General features: G+C 53.0%; 16 protein-coding genes. 12 read left to right on the forward strand and 4 right to left on the reverse strand.

Features of this window, described 5'->3' with window-relative positions:
* Positions 1–50 precede the first annotated feature (50 nt).
* A complete protein-coding gene (locus CRP01_RS29855; RefSeq protein ID WP_099153735.1) occupies positions 51–2,219 on the reverse strand; it encodes a T9SS type A sorting domain-containing protein in 2,169 nt (722 codons plus the stop codon).
* 231 nt (positions 2,220–2,450) lie between these two features.
* Here CRP01_RS29855 and CRP01_RS29860 point away from each other — a divergent pair, with 231 nt between their 5' ends.
* The 4 genes from CRP01_RS29860 to CRP01_RS29875 all read left to right on the forward strand — a co-directional run bounded on the left by CRP01_RS29860 (position 2,451) and on the right by CRP01_RS29875 (position 8,548).
* A complete protein-coding gene (locus tag CRP01_RS29860; RefSeq protein ID WP_233752791.1) occupies positions 2,451–3,305 on the forward strand; it encodes a ZIP family metal transporter in 855 nt (284 codons plus the stop codon).
* Positions 3,306–3,363: 58 nt separating this feature from the next.
* Positions 3,364–6,399, forward strand: coding sequence for a T9SS type A sorting domain-containing protein (locus CRP01_RS29865; protein ID WP_099153737.1), 3,036 nt, complete (start codon positions 3,364–3,366; stop codon positions 6,397–6,399).
* An 18-nt stretch (positions 6,400–6,417) separates the two neighbouring features.
* On the forward strand, positions 6,418–7,485 hold the full coding sequence (locus CRP01_RS29870; protein WP_143473586.1) for a TIGR03032 family protein: 1,068 nt from the start codon (positions 6,418–6,420) through the stop codon (positions 7,483–7,485).
* Between the two features lie 127 nt (positions 7,486–7,612).
* Positions 7,613–8,548, forward strand: a complete 936-nt coding sequence (locus CRP01_RS29875; RefSeq protein WP_099153739.1) for an alpha/beta hydrolase — start codon at positions 7,613–7,615, stop codon at positions 8,546–8,548.
* A gap of 268 nt (positions 8,549–8,816) precedes the next feature.
* On the opposite strand, the gene CRP01_RS29880 is transcribed toward CRP01_RS29875, so the two are convergent.
* From CRP01_RS29880 to CRP01_RS29890, 3 genes are all read right to left on the reverse strand, one after another.
* Positions 8,817–11,234 (reverse strand): ABC transporter permease, encoded by a 2,418-nt coding sequence (locus CRP01_RS29880; protein ID WP_099153740.1) that lies wholly within the window; start codon positions 11,232–11,234, stop codon positions 8,817–8,819.
* Positions 11,235–11,429: 195 nt separating this feature from the next.
* On the reverse strand, positions 11,430–13,544 hold the full coding sequence (locus CRP01_RS29885; RefSeq protein ID WP_099153741.1) for a M56 family metallopeptidase: 2,115 nt from the start codon (positions 13,542–13,544) through the stop codon (positions 11,430–11,432).
* Positions 13,545–13,549: 5 nt separating this feature from the next.
* The gene (locus CRP01_RS29890) at positions 13,550–13,969 is read right to left on the reverse strand and encodes a BlaI/MecI/CopY family transcriptional regulator (protein ID WP_233752792.1); all 420 of its coding nucleotides are present in this window, start codon (positions 13,967–13,969) and stop codon (positions 13,550–13,552) included.
* Between the two features lie 616 nt (positions 13,970–14,585).
* Here CRP01_RS29890 and CRP01_RS29895 point away from each other — a divergent pair.
* From CRP01_RS29895 to CRP01_RS29930, 8 genes are all read left to right on the forward strand, one after another.
* Positions 14,586–15,161: a YdeI/OmpD-associated family protein gene (locus CRP01_RS29895; RefSeq protein WP_099153742.1), complete on the forward strand. Its 576-nt coding sequence runs from the start codon at positions 14,586–14,588 to the stop codon at positions 15,159–15,161.
* 167 nt (positions 15,162–15,328) lie between these two features.
* The gene (locus CRP01_RS29900; RefSeq protein ID WP_099153743.1) at positions 15,329–16,060 is read left to right on the forward strand and encodes a hypothetical protein; all 732 of its coding nucleotides are present in this window, start codon (positions 15,329–15,331) and stop codon (positions 16,058–16,060) included.
* 292 nt (positions 16,061–16,352) lie between these two features.
* Positions 16,353–16,880 (forward strand): RNA polymerase sigma factor, encoded by a 528-nt coding sequence (locus CRP01_RS29905; protein WP_099153744.1) that lies wholly within the window; start codon positions 16,353–16,355, stop codon positions 16,878–16,880.
* Positions 16,877–17,680, forward strand: a complete 804-nt coding sequence (locus tag CRP01_RS29910; protein ID WP_099153745.1) for a HEAT repeat domain-containing protein — start codon at positions 16,877–16,879, stop codon at positions 17,678–17,680. The genes CRP01_RS29905 and CRP01_RS29910 overlap by 4 nt, the downstream gene beginning before the upstream one ends.
* Positions 17,681–17,795: 115 nt before the next feature.
* Positions 17,796–18,665 (forward strand): DUF4097 family beta strand repeat-containing protein, encoded by an 870-nt coding sequence (locus CRP01_RS29915; protein ID WP_099153746.1) that lies wholly within the window; start codon positions 17,796–17,798, stop codon positions 18,663–18,665.
* Between the two features lie 60 nt (positions 18,666–18,725).
* Positions 18,726–19,535, forward strand: coding sequence for a DUF4097 family beta strand repeat-containing protein (locus CRP01_RS29920; protein ID WP_099153747.1), 810 nt, complete (start codon positions 18,726–18,728; stop codon positions 19,533–19,535).
* A gap of 188 nt (positions 19,536–19,723) precedes the next feature.
* Positions 19,724–20,692 carry an aldo/keto reductase gene (locus CRP01_RS29925; protein ID WP_233752793.1) on the forward strand — a complete coding sequence of 323 codons (969 nt, stop codon included), beginning with the start codon at positions 19,724–19,726 and terminating at the stop codon, positions 20,690–20,692.
* Between the two features lie 229 nt (positions 20,693–20,921).
* On the forward strand, positions 20,922–22,853 hold the full coding sequence (locus CRP01_RS29930) for a sulfatase-like hydrolase/transferase (RefSeq protein ID WP_099153748.1): 1,932 nt from the start codon (positions 20,922–20,924) through the stop codon (positions 22,851–22,853).

Raw genomic sequence — 22,853 nt, forward strand, 5'->3', positions numbered from 1 at the left:
GCTCATTGAAAAATACTTTTTCGCAGCGCAAATACCCGATACCTTTGGGATCAGTACTTTACAAAACGCAGCTGTTCCCGCTTGCTTCCCTGTTGCAGATGCAGATAGTACATCCCGGCCGCAAGATCTTCCAGCGGGAGTTCAAACGTGCCGTTGGCCCCGTTGACCCGGTAGCTCCGGATCAACTGGCCGTGACCGTTGAACAGGCGAAGGCCGGCCATCTCATCCTGACCGGATGCCCAGGATGCCCGGATCAGATCGCGGGCCGGGTTGGGAAACGCCCGTAGCGCCCGGCTTTGCGAAGGAGCCACAAAGTCTACATAGATCACCGGATGGTATTCCACTTTTCCGTCTATGTCCACCTGGCGCAGGCGGTAGTAATTGGCGCCGTCCAGGGGAGACTCGTCAATGAATTCGTAATCCTGGGCTTCGGTGGTGGTACCGACGCCCGCTACCCGGCCGATCTCGCGGAACTCGAAATCGTGGTCGGCCCGTTCTACTGCCATATAATCATTATTCTCTTCGGTGGCCGTCCGCCACTGGAGTTCGATGACGTCATCTACGCGTTTCCCGGTGAAGGAAAGGAGTTGGATGGGAAACACCGCGGTAATCTCCAGATCACCCGAAGGCGCATTGTAATTCCCTACCGTTGAGGCGGGGGTGATACTCAGCCCCGGAGTGGGTGGCGTAACGAAAGTCGGTGCGGCGATCAGATCAAAAACATTGCCGATCGCGGGTGTATACGCAATGAATTCGGGGGCTACCGTTCCGTTGATGGTAGCGGTGCCGGTTACAATGATCTGATCGTAGATAAACAGATCTTCAATTTCCATGGAAAGGGTGCCGTAGCTGATGAAGTCTCCGACGATGACCAGCGTCCCGACCGAATTACCGGGCGCTACCGTTCCTTCGTTGATCAGCGCCTTGCCTTCCGCCAGTAGAATTCCCTCATCGTCCCCATCCGTATTATCAACCAGGAAGTGCCCCATCAGGGTGCCGAAATTAGTGAAATCACCACTGGTCCCCCTGAGGTCAACGATATCGATCAGGGCGCCAAAGGTGAGTATGGCTCCGCTTAATACATTGAAATCGATCGGTCCGGAATAGATCCCGCCACCGGTAAACGTTTGCAGAGCCGTGCCGTTAAAGTTGATCTCGCTGTTGGCACCGGTGCCCACCGGATGGCTGATGGTGCCTCCGGTATGCTCAAAATTCCCGGCGATATTCAAAATGCCGCTGTTGGATCCGTCGGAGATCGCTAAAGCCCCGGCGGACATGCTAAAGTTCGCGCCCACCTCGAAAGTGCGGGAGACATCCATAGAAGCCAACAGCAGGTTGCCACCGCTGAGGATCAGATCCCCGGGTACGCTGAGCTTTTCCTGATTAAAAGCTATCTGACCGGTACCGGTATTCCGGAACTCCAGATTACCCAGTAGTATCATTTCGGCATCGCCGAAGGGCAGGTCGCCGGTGACTCCGGCACTGTTCCAGATGAAGTTGCCGAAGGTTTGGTTGAGGCCGGTGGGCACATTTTCCGTTATACCGCTCAAAAAACAGTTTGAGGTGGCATCCCAGGTTGCGGTCGGGATGATCCCACCTTCCCGGGCGTGATCGTAGCTGCCGCCGGGGTTGAAAAGGAAGGCGGTAGCGAGGCCGTTAAAATCGATAGTATTCTGGTTCTCCATTGTCCCGTTCACCGTGATTTGGGCCGTTGCCGAGCCGCTTAGCGAACCACCGGTACCGATCAGGCATTTACCATTGATCACCAGCGTCCCGGCCAGGCTGAGGGTACCGTTGATCGTCAGGTCATTTTCATTGGTACCGTCATTTACGGTGAATTGGCGGCCGCTGCCGATGCTTAATTGGCCTCCCGATTCAATAGTTAAAGTAGTTACGGTCAGGGCCGGCCCTGTGGTGTTGGTGACGGAAGTGCCACTCTGGATCGTGATCTGTCCAGCTTCAGCTTTTGGCACCCCCTGGCCCCCTGTTGGTGTAAACCAGTCAAATCCGTCAAATCTTTGCCAGGTAGAACGGGAATTCCATTCTCCATCCTGAATAGACCGATAATCCCCAGTAGTCTGTGCGGACAAATTAATCGCAAAAGAACTCAAAAAGAGAAATGCCAGCAGGGGCAGGTAATTTTTCATCATCCGGTTTTGGGAACGTTGTGGCGTGGCTTTCCTCAGCAGAAAGCGGGACTCTAATTGTGTGGTTTTCATAATAAGGTGTTGAAAAGTTAGATGTATACTTAAAAATGATTCTTCAGTTGTGGAAATAGCCGTTTGCCCGATACCTGGTGACTGACCAGACCGATCCCGGGGGTTAAAAGCTGTTGTTGAGTAGTTTTAGTGTATTGGGCGGCAATACGGGAAGGAGGAGGATGAGGATGTCACTTTATCGGCCGGAAGTTATGTAAATTTTCCCTCAAGTAAAGAAGGCAGCGCCGAAAAATGATAAATTCTTTGTATGTTTCCCGTACGATGGAACAGATACAAGAACTTCTGGCGGGCCTGCATCCGGCCGAACAGGCACTGGCGGCTACTTTATTTACCTGGTTTGTCACGGCTCTGGGAGCCGGGCTGGTATTCTTTTTCAAGGGGATCAACCAGCGCGTGATGGACGCCATGCTGGGGTTTGCGGCGGGAGTGATGATCGCTGCCAGTTTTTGGTCCCTACTCGCGCCGGCCATTGAAATGAGCGAAGAGGTGAGTAGCCTACCCAAATGGGTGCCGGCTTTGGTTGGTTTTATGGGCGGCGGACTATTCCTGGCCGGGATTGATAAGCTGTTGCCCCACCTGCACCCCAACTTACCACTAACCGAAGCGGAAGGCCCCAGCACCTCCTGGCGGCGCAGTATCCTCCTGGTACTGGCCATTACCCTGCACAATATTCCGGAGGGCCTGGCCGTAGGCGTCGCATTCGGTGCGGTCGCGCACGATATGTCCTCCGCCACCCTGGGCGGTGCGATCGCTCTGGCCATCGGTATCGGACTGCAGAACTTTCCGGAAGGGACCGCCGTGGCCGTTCCGTTGCGGCGGGAGGGAATGACCCGGCGTAAAGCCTTTTGGTACGGCCAGCTTTCCGGCGTGGTGGAGCCCATTTTTGGTGTGGTCGGCGCGCTGATGGTCATCAGTATGCAGGAAGTATTACCCTATGCATTATCCTTTGCGGCCGGTGCGATGATCTTCGTGGTGGTGGAAGAGTTGATCCCCGAATCGCAGCATTCGGGCAATACGGATCTGGCCACGATGGCCACTCTCCTTGGGTTTTCGGTAATGATGACCCTGGACGTAGCACTGGGGTAAGCTGATTTTTCCCAAAATTCAATATCTTCGTCCCGTATTGTTTTAACCGATCTTTCTGATGAAAAATAAGACTTGTTTTAACTACCGTCAGGTACGGTATAATTTCCGTAAGCTGGCCGCGCGCCTGCACCGCTTGCTCAAAAGCGGACGATTTTTTTCCATTCCTTATCGACATCGTACTGCATTGCTCCGGCGCCTGTTGCGCTACGCCCGGCGTCTTAGTGTCCCGGCTTCCTTTTCCGTATTGTGTAATTTTAATCCGCTGACTGCTGTCGCCCAGCCCATTGCGGGGCCTGACTTTGTGGCGAATACCTACACCGAGGGTAACCAGGGGAATAGTGTATGTGGAATGGATGCGCAGGGGAATGTGGTGGTGGTCTGGCTGGGATCAGGCACCGCCAACGCCACCAAGGATGGTATCTGGGGCCAGCGGTTCTCTGCCCTGGGGGAACTGGTCGGTACGGAATTTCCGCTAAATATGCCGGGCGAAACCGGACATTCCGAACTGAAAATGGCCATGGCGGATAATGGTGATTTTGTGATTACCAGTACGCAATCCAAACCCTCCGGAGACCAGTTGGACATCTACGCCCGTTGCTTTTTTGCGGATGGAACGCCAAAGGGCGATGAATTCCGGGTCAATACGACAACGGCAAACGATCAGAGCAACAGTGCCGTAGCAATGAATGCGGACGGCGATTTTGTGGTAAGCTGGCAAAGCGCAGAAAACGCCGGTGCAGAGACGGATGTCTACGCCAGGATCTATAATGCTAACGGATCACCGAAGATCGGAGAGGTCCTGGTCAATACGGTAACCGAAGGGGATCAGCACAGTCCGACTGCCGGTCTGCACGATGATGGAGATTTCGTCGTTGCCTGGAGTGGCGCGGGACCCCCAACGGATACGGGGATCTACGCCCAGCGCTTCAACGCATTTGGTACAAAAATGGGCGGAGCGTTTCTGGTTAATTCTGACCCCGCCACCCCCAGCTTCTTTCCCCATCTGGCTACCGGTAGCGATGGCAATTTTATCATTACTTACAGCAAAGGCCAGGATCCTTCAACTGAAAATGAAGTATTTTTCCAGCGATTCACCTTTGTCGGGGAAAAGCTTGGCCCGGAAACCAGCGTAGGTTTCCATAACGATCCTTCGGCGCAACAGGCCCGGATCGGGATCGATGATTGTGGCAATTTTTTCATTCTCTGGCTCCATGAGGACCCGCAAACATCCGGGAAGCAGCTCTACGGCCAGTATTATAACCGGGAAGGCATCCCCTACGGTCCGATAACTACGGTAAATGATAGTCCGGAAGCGGGCATCTTAGTTGCTCCGTCGATCGCTATGGGGGCAACCGGAGATTTCGTTGCGGTTTACAGCAGTGATGACGGGAATGCCCTGACGGATGTACAGGCCCGGATATTCGCCCGGGAAACCCGGCTCACCACGGGCACTGAAACGAGGATCAATTCCTACACCAAAAATGACCAGCAAAATCCGGATGTGGCCGTCGACGGTCTCGGCAATACTTTCGTTGTCTGGGAAAGCACCGATGGTCAGGATTATCCCGGGCCGGGCGTATTTGCCCAGCGCTACGGTGCCGACGGAATGCGGTCCGGCCCGGAATTCCAGGTACACACTACTCCTCCGGCTTTTCAGACCTTACCTGCGGTTGGTAGTAATGCCTCCGGACAGGCCGTAGTCGTCTGGCAGGGTAAGGATCCGGAGGACGATCTAAGGATTATCGTATACGGACAGCGCTACCAATCCGACGGTAGTACCGACGGAGATGAATTTGTGATCGCGAACGTCAGCTCCAGCCCGACCGAACCGGCCGTCGACATGCAGGATGACGGCAGTTTTATTGCGGTATGGGGCGCGGATGGAGATACCAATACGCCCCTGGATGTCGACATCTACGGCCGTCTGTACGATCCTTCCGGCAACCCTCTGGGGCCGGCTTTCAAGGCCAACACCGATACCGTTGAAAACCAGGTTTTCCCCGATGTGGCTATGGATAATGACGGGGATTTTATTGTGTCGTGGCACAGTCGCTATTTCTACGTTAAGGCTCAGCGATTCGACAGCAGCGGTAATAAAGTTGGTGGAGAAATCGCTGTCAATGACCTCAGTTTCAATTATCAGGGCGAACCGGTGATCGGTATGAGCGATAACAGCGATATTGTCGCTGCCTGGAGTTCGTCGGGAGTGGACGGTTCGGCGCACGGTGTATTGACCAAAACATTTGCGGCTGGAGAAGTACCCGGCAGCGATCAGCTGGTCAATACCGAAACGGAATTCGACCAGTCCGGTACGGCCGTCAGCATGGACGGAGCCGGCAATTTCGTGATCCTGTGGCGAAGCGGCGGCCCGGGACTGGCCCATTCCGGTATCCAGGGACAGCGTTTTGCCCAGAACGGCCAACGGATCGGTGAAAACTTTAAACTGGATATCGCTTCCGAGTATGCTAAACACGAACCCGTGGTGGCGATGGATCAGCAGGGAGGTTTTACCGCCGTCTGGACAAGCTTCGATCAGGACTGCAGTGGTCGGGGCATCTTCGGCCGTCGTTTCACCAATGAGGAAGCCGGCTGCCCAAGCGGTAGCCTGGTTTTGCAGGGTAACGAGTCGGTCGGTGCCGAACACCTTTCCGCCCAAATGATCAGTTCGGTACAGGAAATCGGGGCCGGTGCATCGGTAGACTATCAGGCGGGACATTCCATTCGCTTACTACCCGGGTTTAGCGTGGCGCAAGGTGCGCAGTTTAGCGCGCGGGTGGCGGATTGTGAACCGGGCGTCAGTATGCTTCCGGCAAACGCTCTCCCCGCTAATACCGCCGCTCCGCTAGCTGGTACCCATTCCCCGGAGTCTGGTTTCAGTATTTACCCTAATCCCGCCGGCGAACAGATCCAGTTAGACTTACCGGCAGCCCTGACTATCCAAAAGATCGAACTCTGGAACCTGTTCGGTAAAAAAATGGGAACTTACGGACCTGCTACCCGGACTGTCCCGCTACAGGGATTGAGCCCGGGAAACTATCTGCTGATCGTTCATACGGCTACGCAAAGTTTACGGCAGCACTTCGTCAAGCAATAATTGTCAGAATTCAATAGCATGAGCCAGCCCCTGCCTCCATTTAGCTGCACCTTCAGCCCCAATGTTCCCGAATTACTGAGGGAGCTGAACTGTACGATCGCGCTAACCACCCATCAGGCCGGGAAGTTGATCTTCCTAAGCCCCAATGGGCCGGAGCAATTGATGCAGTTACCACGGGATTTTGATCTGCCAATGGGTTTGGCGGTAGCTGACCGACGCCTGGCTCTGGCAACGGCAACGGAAGTTGTGGTGCTGGCGGATGCGAGTGGTCTGGCTCCCAATTACCCACCGAACCCGGGGAAATACGATGCGCTGTACCTACCGCGGGCCGTATATTTTACCGGTCCGGTAGACATTCATGACCTGCATTGGGACCAGGGTGGAGACCTGTGGGCCGTGAATACGCGTTTTTCCTGCCTGAGCAAAATTGATGCACACTATAGCTTTCGCCCGGTCTGGTCTCCATCCTTTGTCCGGGAACTGGTGCCGCTGGACTACTGTCATCTCAATGGCCTGGCTTTTCGTGACGGTCGCCCGCTTTACGTCAGCATGCTGGGTGCTTCCAACGAAGAAGAAGGCTGGCGGAAGAACATTTATAAAGGAGGCCTCCTGATGGACATCGAGACGAATGAAGTGATATTGGATGGCCTCTCCATGCCGCATTCTCCACGTTGGATAGACGGGGCACTGTACGTGCTGTTATCCGCCAGGGGGCAATTGATCCGTTTGGATCCCGGCACGAAGCAGGTGGATGTCATTGCCCAGTTCCCTTCTTTCGTACGTGGACTGGCCAACAGGGGAGATTATCTTTTTGTCGGACTATCCCGTATCCGGCACCGCGCTTCCATCTTTCGCGAATTGCAGGTAGCCGGCGGTGGGGAAACCTGCGGCATCGAGATTGTTCATTTACCGACGGGCCGCCCGGTGGGGCAGATCCGCTATCGCAATAGCGTGGAGGAGATCTACGACCTTCAGATCATTCCGGACCGACTCCGGCCGGGTATCCTCAACCACCGTACCGAAACCCACCGATCCGGGTGGAATACCCCAGATCTGGATTACTGGACCGCCGCCCGCCCGCAATAATTGCGATCATAGAACAACCCGTCACCCAATCTCCCCATCACCCATCACCCATGCAGTAACAAATTAAAGTCCCACAATTTGCTTATTCTACCGAGTCTTGTGAAATTAGCTGCAAAGTCAAAACGAAATGAATAAATGCCAACTATCGGGATTGCTGTCGGCAATTCTACTATTGTCCGTATGGAGCAGTCACGCTCAGGAGTATATCCCACTCTGGCCCGACGGGAAAATGCCCAACAGTAAGGGATTGGCGGTGCAGGACACCATCGTCAGAGAACGATTTCAGCAGGTGGGCGAGCCGGGCATGTACGCGCTTTTCCCTTCCAGCGACGAGAACAACGGGAGTGCCGTACTGATCATTCCCGGCGGCGGATACCACCATGTCACTTATAATTTCAGTGGTTTGCAACTGGCCAAATGGCTCAATACGCTGGGTATCTCGACATTTGTACTCAAATACCGTCTGCCGCATTCTCCGGACCTGAAAGTCCGCCACGAAGGCCCCATTCAGGACGCCGAACGCGCCATGCAACTGATCCGGGCCCATGCCGAAGAATGGGGGATCGATAAAGAGCGGATCGGTGTACAGGGCACCTCGGCCGGAGGGCACCTGGCGGCCGTACTGGGCACCGAACCGCAAGATCTGGCGGATATTGGGGACGAGGTAAGCCGGGAATCCTACGCGCCCAACTTCCTGATCCTGGTTTCACCGGTCATTTCCTTTGTGGACAGTCCGCACCGGGGGAGCCAGCGAAACTTTCTGGGGCCCGAACCGGCGGCCGGCCTGATCGATACCTATTCCGCCGAAAAACGGGTGTCGGAACGTACGCCTCCCGCTTTTCTGGTACACGCGGCAAACGATACGTCTGTGGATCCGATGAATAGTTTGCTTTTCACGCAGGCCCTGATGGAGCACGATGTTTCGGTGAGTTTCCATTTGTTCCCGACGGGCAAACACGCGATCGCTATGCGTAACAACCCCGGTGCGACCGACCTCTGGACTGCCATCTGCGAAGCTTGGATGAAGGAGAAAGGGTTCATTCGCCTGGTATCCAAGCAATGAGAAGTAGATTAAGGCTGAAGTCTAAACCTTTGGACAAGGAGAATGGAAGACATGGTGAAGGGGCGCAATGCAACGCTCGCAACTCCTCTCCTTGCCTCTCAATCTCCCTGTCTTTGCTTGATTAATGCAAATTTTCTAGCAGTGTATCCTGGTCACTCCGTATTCCTTATTTTGTCCAGTAGTAGGGCTGAAGTGGACCGGAAGGCAGCAAAAGAAGACCGGTTTTTAACGGCCACCCAATCCATCTCAGTTTGGTTGGATACTATTTTTATTCGTTGCGCAATGACTGTACCGGGTCCGTCAGTGCTGCTTTGAAACTCTGCGAGCCTACGGTCACAAAGGCAATCGCCAGAGCCAGTACACCGGCGGCGGCAAATATCCACCACTCCATATCGATCCGGTAAGCGAAGTCGTTGAGCCAGGATTGCATCAGGAACCAGGCAATAGGCGTGGCGATCAGCAAAGCGATCAGGACGAGTTTCAGGAAATCTCTGGACATCAGCGCCACGATACTGCCGACACTGGCCCCGAGGACTTTCCGGATACCGATCTCCTTGCGTTTTTGCTCCGTCGCGTAGACGGCAAGCCCGAAGGCCCCGATGCAGGCAATGAAGACGGCCAGTACGGTAAAGATCAGGAGTAATCTACTGAGTTTCTGCTCGTTTTCGTACATGGCCTGGAAACCGGCATCCACAAACTGGTAATCGATCGGATAACCGGTTTCAAATGCATCCCATTGGCTTTCGATGGCGGCAAGGGTTTCGGAAAGATCACCGGAATTCAGACGTAATACCATTTTCCAGTAGGAATCCGGATAGATCTGCAACACCGTGGTTTCCACGTTTTCGTGCATGCTGTTGTAGTGAAAATCCCGGACCACGCCAATGATGGTCCCTTGCTTAATGGTATCCTTATCCATCCACATTTTCCATTCCAGCCGTTTTCCGATGGCTTCTTCGGGCGTGGCGGCAATATCCAGTTCTTTCAATGCCGTTTCGTTGACGATAAAGGTACCCGTAGCGTCGGTTGCAATGGACCGGGAAAAATCCCGCCCGGCAATGATCTCCATACCCATGGTCCCGATATAATCGTGGTCCACATTGAAAATGCGGGCCGGCAAACTCCGGCGGTTCTCACCCGGTACGATGATGTTATCACCGGATACGATGTCACCCGGAATGCCGAAGCAGGTACTGGCGGAAGCCACGCCGGAGATCTTCAGAAATTCCTCTTTGGTATTCTCCATATTCTTGAACATACTCCCTTTCATAGGGAAATGGATCAGCTGTTCCTTTTCGAAACCAAGATCGCTCTGGTTCAGAAAATTCATCTGCCGCAGTATGATCAATACGCAACTGATCAGCAAAATGGAAAGGCTGAACTGGGTGGTTACCAGTGCTTTGCGCAGCCAGTTGACGTGGCCGGAAGGTTTGCTCAGACCGCCTTTCAGTACCGCAGCGGGGCGGAAGGCAGCCAGAACGAAGGCGGGATAACTACCGGCCAGGAGACCGATCAGGAGCGTCAGCCCCAGAATGATCAGGGGCAGGTAGGCGTTGGAAAACAGGGAGAATTCCAGACTTTTATCCGTAAAATTATTCAGAAAAGGCAGGGCGATCCGGGTCAGCGGCAGGGCGATCAGCATGGCGATGGATACGATGATCGTCGCTTCGGCGAGGAACTGCTTGCGCAACTGGTTCTGTTGGGCGCCGGTGGCCTTGCGGATCCCCACTTCATTGGCCCGTTTGGCGGCCCGGGCCGTACTCATGTTGACGAAATTGATGCCGGCAATAACCAGCAAAAATATCCCAACCAGGGCCAGTCCGTTCACGTACCGACTATTGCCACGGACAGCCGCGTCGTTGTGGATATTTCCGGAATGGAGATGGATATCCGTCAGGGGCTGAAGAACGGGATAGTAGTAGAAACCGTGTTCCTTGGTCTGGGGATGGGCGTGCTGCTCCACGTAGGCCGAAAGTTTGCGGGTAAAGGTCTTCGGATCGGTTCCGGGGAAAACCTTGACGTAATTGTAGAAGTCCTGCCAGACCCAACTATTGATCCTTTCCTCGGGCACCTGGTTCAATAGGTTTTCGAAAGAGAGTAGATAGTCAAAATCCAGATGGAAATGGGGTGAACGCGATTCCAGCACGCCGGTCACTTTTACCTCATCACTATTGATCTTGATGGTCTGACCGACCGGGTTCTCATCCCCAAAATACTTCCGGGCCAGCTCCGGACTGAGCACAATGGTGTTGGGTTCGCTCAGGGCCGCAGTAGGAGTTCCGTACCGGAACGGCAGTGCAAAGAGATCGAAAATACTATTCTCGGCAAAGAAACCGTCAGCTTCCAAAAAGCTGTTATCCTGATGGGTAAACAACAGCTTCTGCCGGATCTGATACAGGCGGGTCGTACGCTCCACTTCGGGAAATTCGGCCGCCAGGGTCGGTGCGTAGGCGGGCGAAGTGCCGGCCCAGTGAGCGGCACCGCCTTCGCCGCCCCTTTCGGCGGTAATGCGGTAGATACGATCCTTATCGGGATGGTACTGGTCGAACTGCCATTCATCCCAGACAAAGAGGCCGATCAGAAAGCAGACCGAGATACCGATGCTGAGGCCGGCTACATTGATGAGGGTAGTACTTGGATTGCGCCGGGCCTGGCGCAGGGCGATTTTCAGGTAATTACGTAACATGTCGGATGGGTTTTACTGTGGTTACGTTTACCGCAAAAATTAAGCCGGAAGGTGCAAGGTGCTGATTGTTAGCTAATTGATGGTGGAGGTGGATGCTGGGTTTGTTCGGAATTGAACAACGGTTGTCCAGTTTCGGACTATGAAAATGATGTCATGATCCGGCAAAGCCGGATCACAACATCTGGAATAATCCTATCATTCATTGTGGCTCGTCGAGTAGCTGTTCTGCGTACCGATACTGCGGGAGTTTTCATCTATTTTAAAGACGAATTGCCCATTTTCCGGTACCTCGAAGCCATATTTTTTCAGCATCGTCCGGTACTTCTGAGCCTGTTGCCCGGATAGTGCCTTACCGTTTACGGTGACCTCATCTTTAGTAGCAACGAACATAAGCTGCTTATCCGATTTTTTGCCGAGCCCATCCGCTTCTAGCGCACTGAAGAATTCTTTTTCGAAAGCCGCCATCAGGATATCATGGGCCGTCATTCGGTCATCGTGAAAATCCATGCGCACGTCGTGTACGCTCATCCGGGCATCGTGGATGTTCATTCGGCCGTCGTGGGCACTCATGCGCAGATCGTGCACGCGCATCCGGTCTTCGTGTACCTCCATGCGGCTGTCGTGATCGGCCTGCTTTTTTTCGTGGTCTTTGATGGTATTTTCAAAATTCTTGATGTAGTTCTCGAGATCGCTTTTTACCACGTTTTCCGCTTCCTTAATGGCATTCTCGTGTTCCTTGATGGAGTTCTCAAAAAATTTGATGCCTTTTTTCAGCGCTACCGCTTCGGCAATATTGTCTCCGGCAGCCTGTTGCTTAATTTTGGCTTTCCAGTCGTTGTAGAACGCCTTCATCTGATCCTGTCGCTGTTGCCAGGCACCGAGATAGTCATTTTTGACCTTGGCCTGCCAGCTATCCAGGCTGGCCTGAAATTTTTCGATGGTGCCGCGCAGGAATTCGTGATCATCGGATTTGGAGGCCAGTTCCGATTCCAGTTTTTCCAGCGAGTAAGGAAAATCCGGAGGTGCGGGAAGCGTCGGTTCGTTGCGCATGGCCGGAATATTCGGTTTGTAGGGAATGGTGTCGGAAGGCTCCGTCCCAGGATTGGTGGCCGCTGGTGCTGCCGGCAGATTGGGCAGTGTGGGCAGATCGGGAGTAGTAGCGGTGAGTGGTTCCTGGGGTAGGGCAGCTGACTCGATGGTCGTAATGGTTTCCAGCGGAGCCGTAAGGGCTTCCGTTTCCGGAACAAAGTCCGGTTTTTCCGGCATTTTGGCCCAGGAGGCCACGCCGATCGCCAGTAATAAGGCCAGCGAAAGTCCGGCTTTTCCGTAGTCGGTACGGTAGCTCGCCGGAGCAGCTATACAGATCCTTTTGATCCGGTCCAGTAGGTGATGTTTCTTACCTTGTAAGGCCATAGCTAATGATTTTTGTTGACGTTTTTCTTCCATTAATAATAAAGTCTGAGCGTATAGTCGGGCGTTACCACAAACGGCAACAGCTATATCGTCACAACATTGTTCGCGTTCCTGCTGGATCTGGTTGGACAACCACCAGTATACCGGATGGTAAAAAAGGACCATCTCCAGCGCGGCGATCAGCAGGTTCATCAGGAAATCGTGGCGGCGGATATGCGCCAGTTCGTGAATGATGATGGCTTCTACCTGTTCCGGGGCCAGACCGTTCAGCGTGCCCAGCGGCACCAGCACAACGGGTTTGAGATGACCCAGGATCAGCGGCACTTCCGTCTTTACGGATTCCAGCAGGCGGACCCCCTTACGAATACCCATTTTGGCGCTCCAGTTATGTACCTTATCCTGCCAGCTGCTATCGGCCGGTCTGGAGCCGAAACGCCGTAGTCGGTAGGTGTAGATCAGACCTCCCAGCCAGCGAAAGGCAAAGAAACAGACACCGGCCAGCCAGAGGTTGACCAGGTATCCGGAATACAACTGGATAAATTCATGGACGGATGCACGGAAGGAAAGACCGGCTTCGGTGCCAAAGTCTATCGGCGTCTGCTGGTTCGCTGGCAGCGCTCCGGCGGTCTCCTCCGTACCGGCGGCCATGTCCGCCTCCAGCCATACGGTTGTTGCCGGGGATTCCGGTAGATACAGGTAAAAGGTGAAGGCCATGCTGCCCACCAGCAACAGGAGAGCGAGGCAAAGTATATTGTAGCGCAACCTGGGAGCTTGTTTTTTGAACAGCACCAGGAGCGGAAGCGTCAGCACGAAGATCAGCGTGCCCTGCCAGAGGGAATGCAGTAGGGTCCAGCCGAGAGCTTCGGCCCAGTCGGGTTGAAAAAGATTCAGATACATAGTGCTTATTTTGGCGCGTTGTTATCCAGTTCATCCAGAAAATTCCGGATCTCATCCAGCTCTTCCGGGCTGGTTTCGTGATTGCCCAGCAGTTGCATAACCAGTTTGGAGGAGGATCCCTTAAAGGTGGTCCGGATCATATTGTCCAGCACTTCCCGTACATTTTCCTCTTCGGAGATGGTTGGGGTGTAAATGTGACTGACTCCATCGAGGGTTCTTTCCAGGAGCCCCTTCTCATGCATGACCTGCATCATCTTCAGCGCGGTGGTGTAACCGACCTTTTTACCGCTTTTCTGGGCGATCAACTGTTCGTGCACCTGCCGGACCGTAGCCGGACCGAGCTTCCACAGGATCTTTAGAATGGTCATTTCCCGCTGGGTGGGTTTGGGTATTTCGGACATCATACGATTTTTTTCGTAGGACAAAGGTGTACGATTTTTTTCGTATGTGCAAGTTTTGGTACGATTTTTTTCGTAGGCTAGTGGTTTTTTAATGTTTCGGAGAATGGAACAGGGGGGCTAAAACAGAGGAAAACCCGGACGGGCTATACCGTTTAATACCAAGGACAGGGGATTTTTTCAAAGGTTGTAATTCGGTAGCCGAAAAGAGGGAAGGAATTTGTGGAGCCTGTTATACTTGACAACATGTGATTTTGTGCAAATGAAGATCCCCCTTAGACCTTCGGCCAACTCCCCAGTCATACGGCCCTTACCGGGGTGGAGCACAATCATCCATTAAGCAAGGTGTTATCCTCCTCGGGAGGAGGTGCCCGCCCAGAACGGGCCCGTATGGGCAGGGCGGAGGAGGAATATCAAATGCATAAAATCTGACGTTGTGTAGTATAGTTGCCTGTCAACAGTTCAAAAGCAAATTATACTCGCTTAAAAATAATTCATGCGAATCGGGGGGGAAAAAGTCAGTCGGGACAAAGTACAGATAGCCCGTCCAATAATTCGGCACGCTAGGCCGGGAAACGGCAAAAGGAGCCGGGCAAATAAGTAAAGTATTGATTATACCCCGGGCATCCTTTATCTTGGAGGAATGGAAATTACCGAAGTTTTTTATCCCATCAACCGCGACGAATGGCGGAACTGGCTGGCGGACAATCACCGGACCGAATCGGAGATCTGGCTGCAGCGCTACCGGAAAGCTACCGGCAAACCCAGTATTTCTTACGATGAAATGGTCGAGGAATGTCTCTGCTTCGGCTGGATTGACGGCGTCGTCAAAAAATACGATACCGAAAGCAATGTGCAGCGCATCACGCCCCGCCGGAAAAAGAGTTTTCTATCGGAACTGAACCGGCAGCGCGTCTGGAAACTGCAGCGGGCCGGGCTGATCACTCCGGCCGGCATTGCGGCCATTGCGGATCAGATCGGCTCTCCGGATGATCCTCTGGAGATACCGGACTGGATCCTACAGGAATTGCAGACGGACCCGGAGGTCTGGGAAAAATTCCAATCCTTTTCCCACTTTTATAAACGCCTGAAGATCGGCTGGATCAAAGAATGCGGAACCACGCCCAGTCGGATTCAGGAGGCACACAAACGCTTAAATTATCTCATTAAAATGACGGCCCAGGGCAAGCGATACGGGACGATACCGATTGACGAATAAGCCGGGTTTCCCGGTATTAAGGGCATATTAAAGTTTGAAAAATAAAGCTACCAAATAAAATATTGCGGCACGGAAAGTCATTATAGATCGATCATAGAGAGGGATTTTTGCGTTATAATAATAACGACACGCTTATTTAATCGGCTTTGCCGCAAATTATCGTAAACATGCTTAATTTTTCAATAAACCGGTTCAATAAACTGGTATTCAGTTGTTTATTTGCCCTGATTTTGACCGCCTGCACGGATAGTCAGAACACCGTTGACGAAAACACAGGTGCCGATCCGACGCTCAGTGAAACCGAAATAACTGCCTCGGAAGAGGTAGGAGACCTGGACTTCAGAACATTCGCCAACCAGGAATACAGCTTCTCTACGGAGATCCCCGAGGCGTGGACCGAGTCCACAAATCAGTTGGGAGAGGGCCTGCCAGTCATTAATTTTGTGCCACAGAGTAAGGCAGCGGAAACTGATCTGCCGATCAGTATGCAAACCGCTACCAGCCTGAGCCATATCGATGTACATCCGAAAGGACACGATTCGGGTTATCCCATCGGTAAAAACCACCGTCTGGCTCTGTACGAAGGAACCGTTCCCGCCAGCAGTATCTGGGACCACGAACGCTCCCGCGTATACGTACTGGGTAACGGAGAGGTGTGGGCGTACCTGCTTTATCCGAAATCTACACCGACCGGCTGGGAAGAAGATGGCTTTATCTTCGCTCAGATCGCAATCGAGAACTTTTCCAGTGAATGCTTTGACGACATTACCAACCAGTCTAAAAGTATGGAGAAATGTAAGCCACTGGAAGGTGACGAAGTGCTGTATTACGGCCGGGTGAATGCCGAAGACCAGGCTTACGTTAAACACGCACTGCAATCGCTGGAACTGAGAAGTTAATCCGCCGGCCCGTACCGTATAGGGTAGGGGCAATGGCTGACCATACTACCGCCGGATAATTTTTGAACGCTATCCTTGTTCGGTGAAAGATAAAAATAGCTCATCAGGGGCCGTGGAGATCATCGTGATCCCACGGCCCCTGATCATTTGTGCAAATACCCGCTCAAAACTGCCCACCGCAGTATTTTTTGAAAAAAATCCTACCTTCTCTGCAACTTTCCCCAAAAGGCGAAGTTTTCCCGCTTGAAAGACATACACACAGACATTGGAAATACTGGAAGACAAAAACTTAATGCTGCGGGTAAAGGAGGGGGATCTCAGTAAGATGGGACTCCTCTACGAACGGCATAACCGCGATCTGTTCGGTTACTTTTACCGGCTGACGAATAATGCCACCAGAAGTGAAGATCTGGTGCAGAAGGTATTCTATCGCCTGTTGAAGTACCGGCACACTTACCGCGGAGAAGGCAAATTTGTCTACTGGATGTATTCCATCGCCAAGAACACCTGGCTGGATCTGCTGAAGAAAAAGCGTATCATCGATTACCGGGACGACGCATCCTCCTACGAGGAATTTCCCAACCCCGAAAAAAATGCGGAAGACCTGTTGATCGCTACGGAAAGAAAAAACCTGTTGAAGACCGCGCTGCAGCAGATCTCCCCCGAAAAAAGAGAAGCGATCGTACTGAGTAAGTTTCAGGGCCTGAAGTACCAGGAGATCGCTCAATTGTCCAACTGTACCGAAAATGCCATCAAGTCCAGAGTACAACGGGGCTTGCTGGAATTGAAAGACATTATGTTAAAACTGGAAAGCCGATGAAAAACGATCCCAAAAATTCCTGCCAACCGGCACTGGACGCTTTGTTGGCACAAATGGAAAACGAAAACTTCCAGCCGGCCGAAGTGGAAGCCCTGTGCCGGCAATTTCCCGACTGTTCCGAATCGCTGCGGTCTACCTACGCCATGTGGGAGTCTATAGAGGAGATCGATGTACCCGAACCGGGCCAGGCGATGCACGCGGGTTTCTACAAGATGCTGAATGATTTCCAGACCGAGACGACCCAAACCGCAAGCCCGCGCTTTCAGTTTGACTGGTGGACCTGGAACGGATTCAGCCTGAAATGGGCGGTAATCGCCGGTGTATTTGCACTCGGCCTGTTCAGTGGCAATTTTTTTCGGCCGGAAACGCCACAGGAAATTGTGCTGACCCAGCACGAGGAGAATAACCAGGAAGTAGACGTCAGCTACGCCAAACTCACGTCCTCGGAATCGGCCTCCGATCGGCTGGAAGGCATCCAGATGGCCAAAAAAATGGAACAGCTGGATAACCGTATTATCGAAGCGCTCAATCAAACGCTGCTGCACGACCGAAACGTCAACGTCCGGCTCAGCGCCATCGAAACGATGCTTCACTTCGCAGACAACCCCCAGGTACGAGAAAACCTGATCCGAGCCATTCCGCACCAGACCTCGCCGCTCGTTCAGATGACGCTGGCCGAGGTGATGATCGCCCTGAAAGACAAGCGGGCGGTGCACGAGATCCAGGAATTACTGCAGGAGCAGCAACTGGAACTGGAGGTGCAGATGAAGATGGAGGAGACGATTGAGACGTTGTTGTAGTTACGACGGTCGACGGTTGACGGCCGGCCGAACTGCAAAATTTTGTAGATCTCTCCTCTCTTTTCAAGCTTTTGTAAATCTCTTTTTACCTAAAAAAATACCAAAATAAATCACCATGAGAGTACTGTTATTATGTATTGCGTGCCTGGCCACGCTGGGGAGCTGTATGGGTCAGGAATTCACGGACCGCTCTTCCTTTGAAGTAGATGTTAGCCAACTGGATCGTTTTCACCTGTACAATCGGCGGGGAGCCGTGACGGTGAAGGCGACAAGCGGAACCAAGGCTACCATGCAGGTCACCCGCCGGCTGAAGGCCAAATCGTCGGCTAAACTGGAAGCGGCCAAACAGGATATTTACATGAATAAAAAAACCGACGGCAACAGTGTGATCTTTTACATCGAGCACCCGGATCTCAAACTGGAGTTCGACGATGAAGGAAAATATGCCTGGTACAACCACCGCGACAAGAACGGCTGGAATTGGAACGACGACGATCGGGTAGAAGTGGAGTTCACCATCACACTGGAGATCCCCGCCCGTACCAATCTGGTGGTGGTCAATCACGAACATCCACTGAAAGTGAACGGCATGCAGGGCGACCTGGTAGCGCGTAATCACCACGACGGCGTACTGGTGGAAGGGCAGGGCGGAAATGCCGATGTACATTCCCACCACGGCGATGTGGAGGTCTTTTACACCAAAAATCCGACCCGGGAATGTAAATACGATACCCACCACGGTGATATTCGCGTTCATTATCAGAACGGACTGGCGGCCAACGCCTCCCTGTACAGCTATCACGGTGAATTTTTCACCGAGTTCGACTGGATGATGCAGCCGCTGGCGGTATCCAATGAAGGCGGTGGTAAAGGGGCGAAATACAAGATCGCCAGTAAAAGTGGCACCAATGTGAAAATTGGATCCGGAGGCGCCATGCAACGTTTCAGAACGCACCACGGCGATGTCTATCTGCTCAGCAAATAAAGAAAAAGCAGTGGTCTGCTAAACCAGATTAAATAAATACAAAAACAATAAATCAATATTATGAAATGGATCAATAAAAACCTGTTGCTCGCACTGGCGGTACTGTTTGCCGGTTCTCTGGCGGCCCAGGATCAATTTTCTAAAGAATACAGCATCCCCCTCAGCAATCCGAATGCTCCGGGCAAACTAAAGGTGGATCTGTATAACGGAGGGATCACCGTAGAAGGATATTCCGGCAAGGAAGTCGTGATCACCATGAAAACCTACGCCAGTGAGGAGGATAACGAACGCTCCAAGGAAGGCCTGCGTCGCATCCCGAACACGGGTGTAGAGTTCGAGATCGTAGAGGATAACAATGAAGTGGAAATTGATGGCAATCACCGCGGTCGTACGGATTTTATCGTGAAAGTCCCGCAGAATTTTGGGCTGTCCATCAGCACGCACCACAACGGCGATGTCGTCGTGCGCAACGTGAGCGGAGAGATCGAGGTGGATGCGCACCACGGAGGAATGGAACTGGAAAACGTCAGCGGTACGGTGGTGGCAGATACGCACCACGGAGGGATCAAAGTGGTCTTTAATTCCGTGAAATCCGGCTCGCCGATGGCCTTCAGTACCTACCACGGCGATGTGGACATTACCTTCCCGGGCAATACCAATGCCTCGGCTAAAATGAAATCCGATCGTGGCGATATCTTTGCCGATTTTGATCTGAAAACGGCCACCCCCGAACCGCAGAAAATGCAAACCACGGAAGGCGGGCGACGGAAGATCGAGATCAGTAGCTGGATCTACGCCAATATTGGTAGCGGCGGTCCGGAGTATATGTTCACCACGCACCACGGGGACATCATCATCCGCAAAAAATAAAATGAAGGTTTGAAGAGAGGGAGTGTGCAGCAGATTGCCGCAACTCCCTTTCTTGTTGGTGACTGCTTTCTACCGTCCATCCGCAGCCTCAGTAATGGTTGGACTAATTCAGGATCGTCCAACGAACAAATGGCCCGCTACCTGTTATATTAATGTGCCAATTGTTTATTTATCCTGAAATTCTAGATATGAACCATTCTGATATTCCAACTTTAACTTTCGAGAACAACGACCGCATGCCCGCTCTGGGCCTCGGTACCTGGAAATCCGGCCCGGGTGAGGTATACAAAGCCGTACGCGAAGCGATCCGGATCGGATACCGGCATTTTGATTGTGCGGCCCGCTACGAAAATGAGGACGAGATCGGCAGCGCTCTGGCCGATGCCATGGCCGAGGGCGAAGTAAAACGCGAAGACCTGTGGATCACTTCCAAACTTTGGAACAACGCCCACCATAGGGACCACGTGGTACCGGCCCTCCGGGAAAGTCTGGAGAAATTACAACTCGATTATCTGGACCTCTACCTCATTCACTGGCCGGTAGCCCTGAAACCGGAAGTAATCTTCCCCTCCAAAGCTGATGAATTTCTCAGCCTGGAGGAAGTCCCTCTGCTGGAAACCTGGCAGGGTATGGAGGATTGCCTGATCCAGGACCTGGCTCGTCACATCGGCGTTTCCAATTTCAGTGTCAAGAAGCTGAGAGGATTGCTCCGGGAAAGTCGCTTTAAACCCGAAATGAACCAGGTAGAAAGTCATCCTTACCTGCAGCAGGACGAATTGCTGTCCTTCTGTCATCAGAACGATATCCATTTTACCGCTTATTCTCCGCTGGGTTCCATGGATCGCCCGTCGAGACTTAAAAAGGACGAAGAACCCATCCTGCTGGAAAATAAGGTCATCGTAAATATTGCCGAATCGCACGGCTGCACACCGGCGCAGGTGCTGATCGGCTGGGCTTTGCAGCGCGGGACCTCGGTAATCCCGAAATCCACCAATCCTAAGCGCCTGCGGGAAAATTTTGCCGCTGCTTCCATCAAACTTACGGATGCCGATATGGAGGCGATTGCCGGCCTCAATCACCATTACCGTTTTATCCACGGGGAATTCTGGACGCCGGAAGGTTCTCCTTACACCATCGCCACTTTGTGGGATGAATAAGCATACCGGTTAAAGACCGCTGCTGCGTAGTGCTCACTGGTAGATCTGCTATCAGTGAGCATTTTTTATAAAGCCCTTAGCAATCGATTTGCTTTCCCCCACAGCACAGGATGGTCCGTCGGTCGAATTGGGTAATTTTAAAAAGCCCAAAGGCGCTGGGGTTAGATATAGAGGAAAGCACACTCCATCACCGGAAGGGCTGAAAGCTAAGTCCGTAAATTCTATCCATATGATCACCTTTTATTCCGACAACGGGAAGCAATACATATTTTGGCTGGGTTTGTTGCTGCTGACCGCCTGCAATTCAACGGAATCCGTTCCCGAGGCATCGACCCCGCCGAACATCATCTGGATCATCGCCGAAGATATCAGTCCGGCCTTTGCCTGTTACGGAGACAGCCTGGCGCAAACACCCAACATCGACCGACTTTGCCGCGAGGGTATCCGTTTCGATAATGCTTACGCGACGGCTCCGATCTGCGCCCCCTCGCGCTCCTGTCTGGTCAGCGGTCGTTATGCGATCTCGATGGGTACCCAGCATCTGCGCAGCGAGATACCCTTTTCTCCCAACCTGAAAACCCTACCCGAAGTACTGCGTACCGGTGGCTACTTCACCTCAAACCGCAATAAAACGGACTATAATTTTTCCCCGGAAGGCCTGTGGGAACACTGGTCGGGCAGTTACGCACCCTGGCGGCAGCGTACCGATGACCGGCCCTTCTTCAGTTTCATCAATGTGGGACCTTCGCACGAAGGCAGTGTGAACCGACTGGCCAGTTACGAGGAGAATGTGAAGGAACTGAGTGCGGAACAGCGTATTGATCCGAATCGTGTAAACGTGCCGCCGTATTATCCGGATACGGAGGCCAGCCGGGAAGTCTGGGCGCATTATTACGATATGCTGCAGGTGCTGGATAAAAATGTAGGACTGATCCTGGATTCTCTGGAAACGGACGGCCTGCTGGAAGAAACCGTCATCTTCTTTTTCGGCGACCACGGTTTTGGTATGCCCCGCTACAAACGGTGGCTGTACGATACGGGCCTGAATGTGCCGCTGATGGTCCGCATACCCGAGAAATACCGCCATTTGCAGCCGGACGGTATGGACAATGCAACGGATCAATTGGTAAGCTTTGTCGATTTTGCACCGACCGTCCTTAATCTCGCCGGCCTGAATATTCCCGAAACCATGGAGGGACAGGCCTTCCTGGGTGACCGGGTACCCCGGGAAAGAACCTACGTTTTTGCCGCGCGGGATCGCGCTGATGATATGTTTGAGATGTCCCGCGCCGTGCGTAACGACCGCTACCTCTATATCCGGCACTTTATGCCCCACCTGCCGTACATGCAGTCGGGCTTCATTTATTCCGATGTAAAAGAAGGTTTTCGCGCCCTGCGGGAAGCCCGGGCGGCGGGCCTGAACAACGAACTGCAGGAAAGCATGTGGCAGGCAAAGCCCATTGAAGAACTCTACGATCTGCAGGAGGATCCGGCCGAACTCCGTAATCTCGCGGATGTCGCCGAACTGCAGGAGACCAAAACCGAACTCAGCGGACAATTGCACCAGTGGATGCTCGATCACCGGGATCTGGGACTGTTGACCGAAGCGGAATACATGATCCGCTCCGCCGGAAGCACACCTTACGACTACGCCCGTACGGGCGATGATTACCGCGTGGAAGAGATCCTGGAAACAGCCGAGATGGTTGGCCGGATGGGAGAAGAGGCGCTGGTACCGCTTTTACAGAATGCCGATAGTGGAGTACGCTACTGGGCGGTTATGGGACTGATCCAATTGGCTGAGCTGTCTCCCGCTGCTGTCAGCGCGCTGCAAAAGCTGCTGGCAGACGATTCGCCCAGTGTACGTATTCTGGCCGCGGAAGCGTTGTCTTATGCGGGAGATGATCCCCAGGCCGTGCAGACACTCGGAGAACTGGTTGCGGATGACCGTCCCTGGGTGGCACTGGAAGCCGCGCGCAGTATTCAATTGATCGGAGAAGATGCCCGACCGCTGATCCCCGTTTTGTACCAGGTACTCGAAAAGAACCTGGGCCAGCCGGATGCTCCCCGGAAATACAAAGACTTTAATTACGCCGCCTTCACCAGTTGGGCGCTCGAATGGGCCCTGCAGGAAATGGGGGAGGACATTAAGGTGAATTAA

The sequence above is a fragment of the Flavilitoribacter nigricans DSM 23189 = NBRC 102662 genome, from assembly GCF_002646595.1.
GTDB lineage: Bacteria > Bacteroidota > Bacteroidia > Chitinophagales > Saprospiraceae > Flavilitoribacter > Flavilitoribacter nigricans.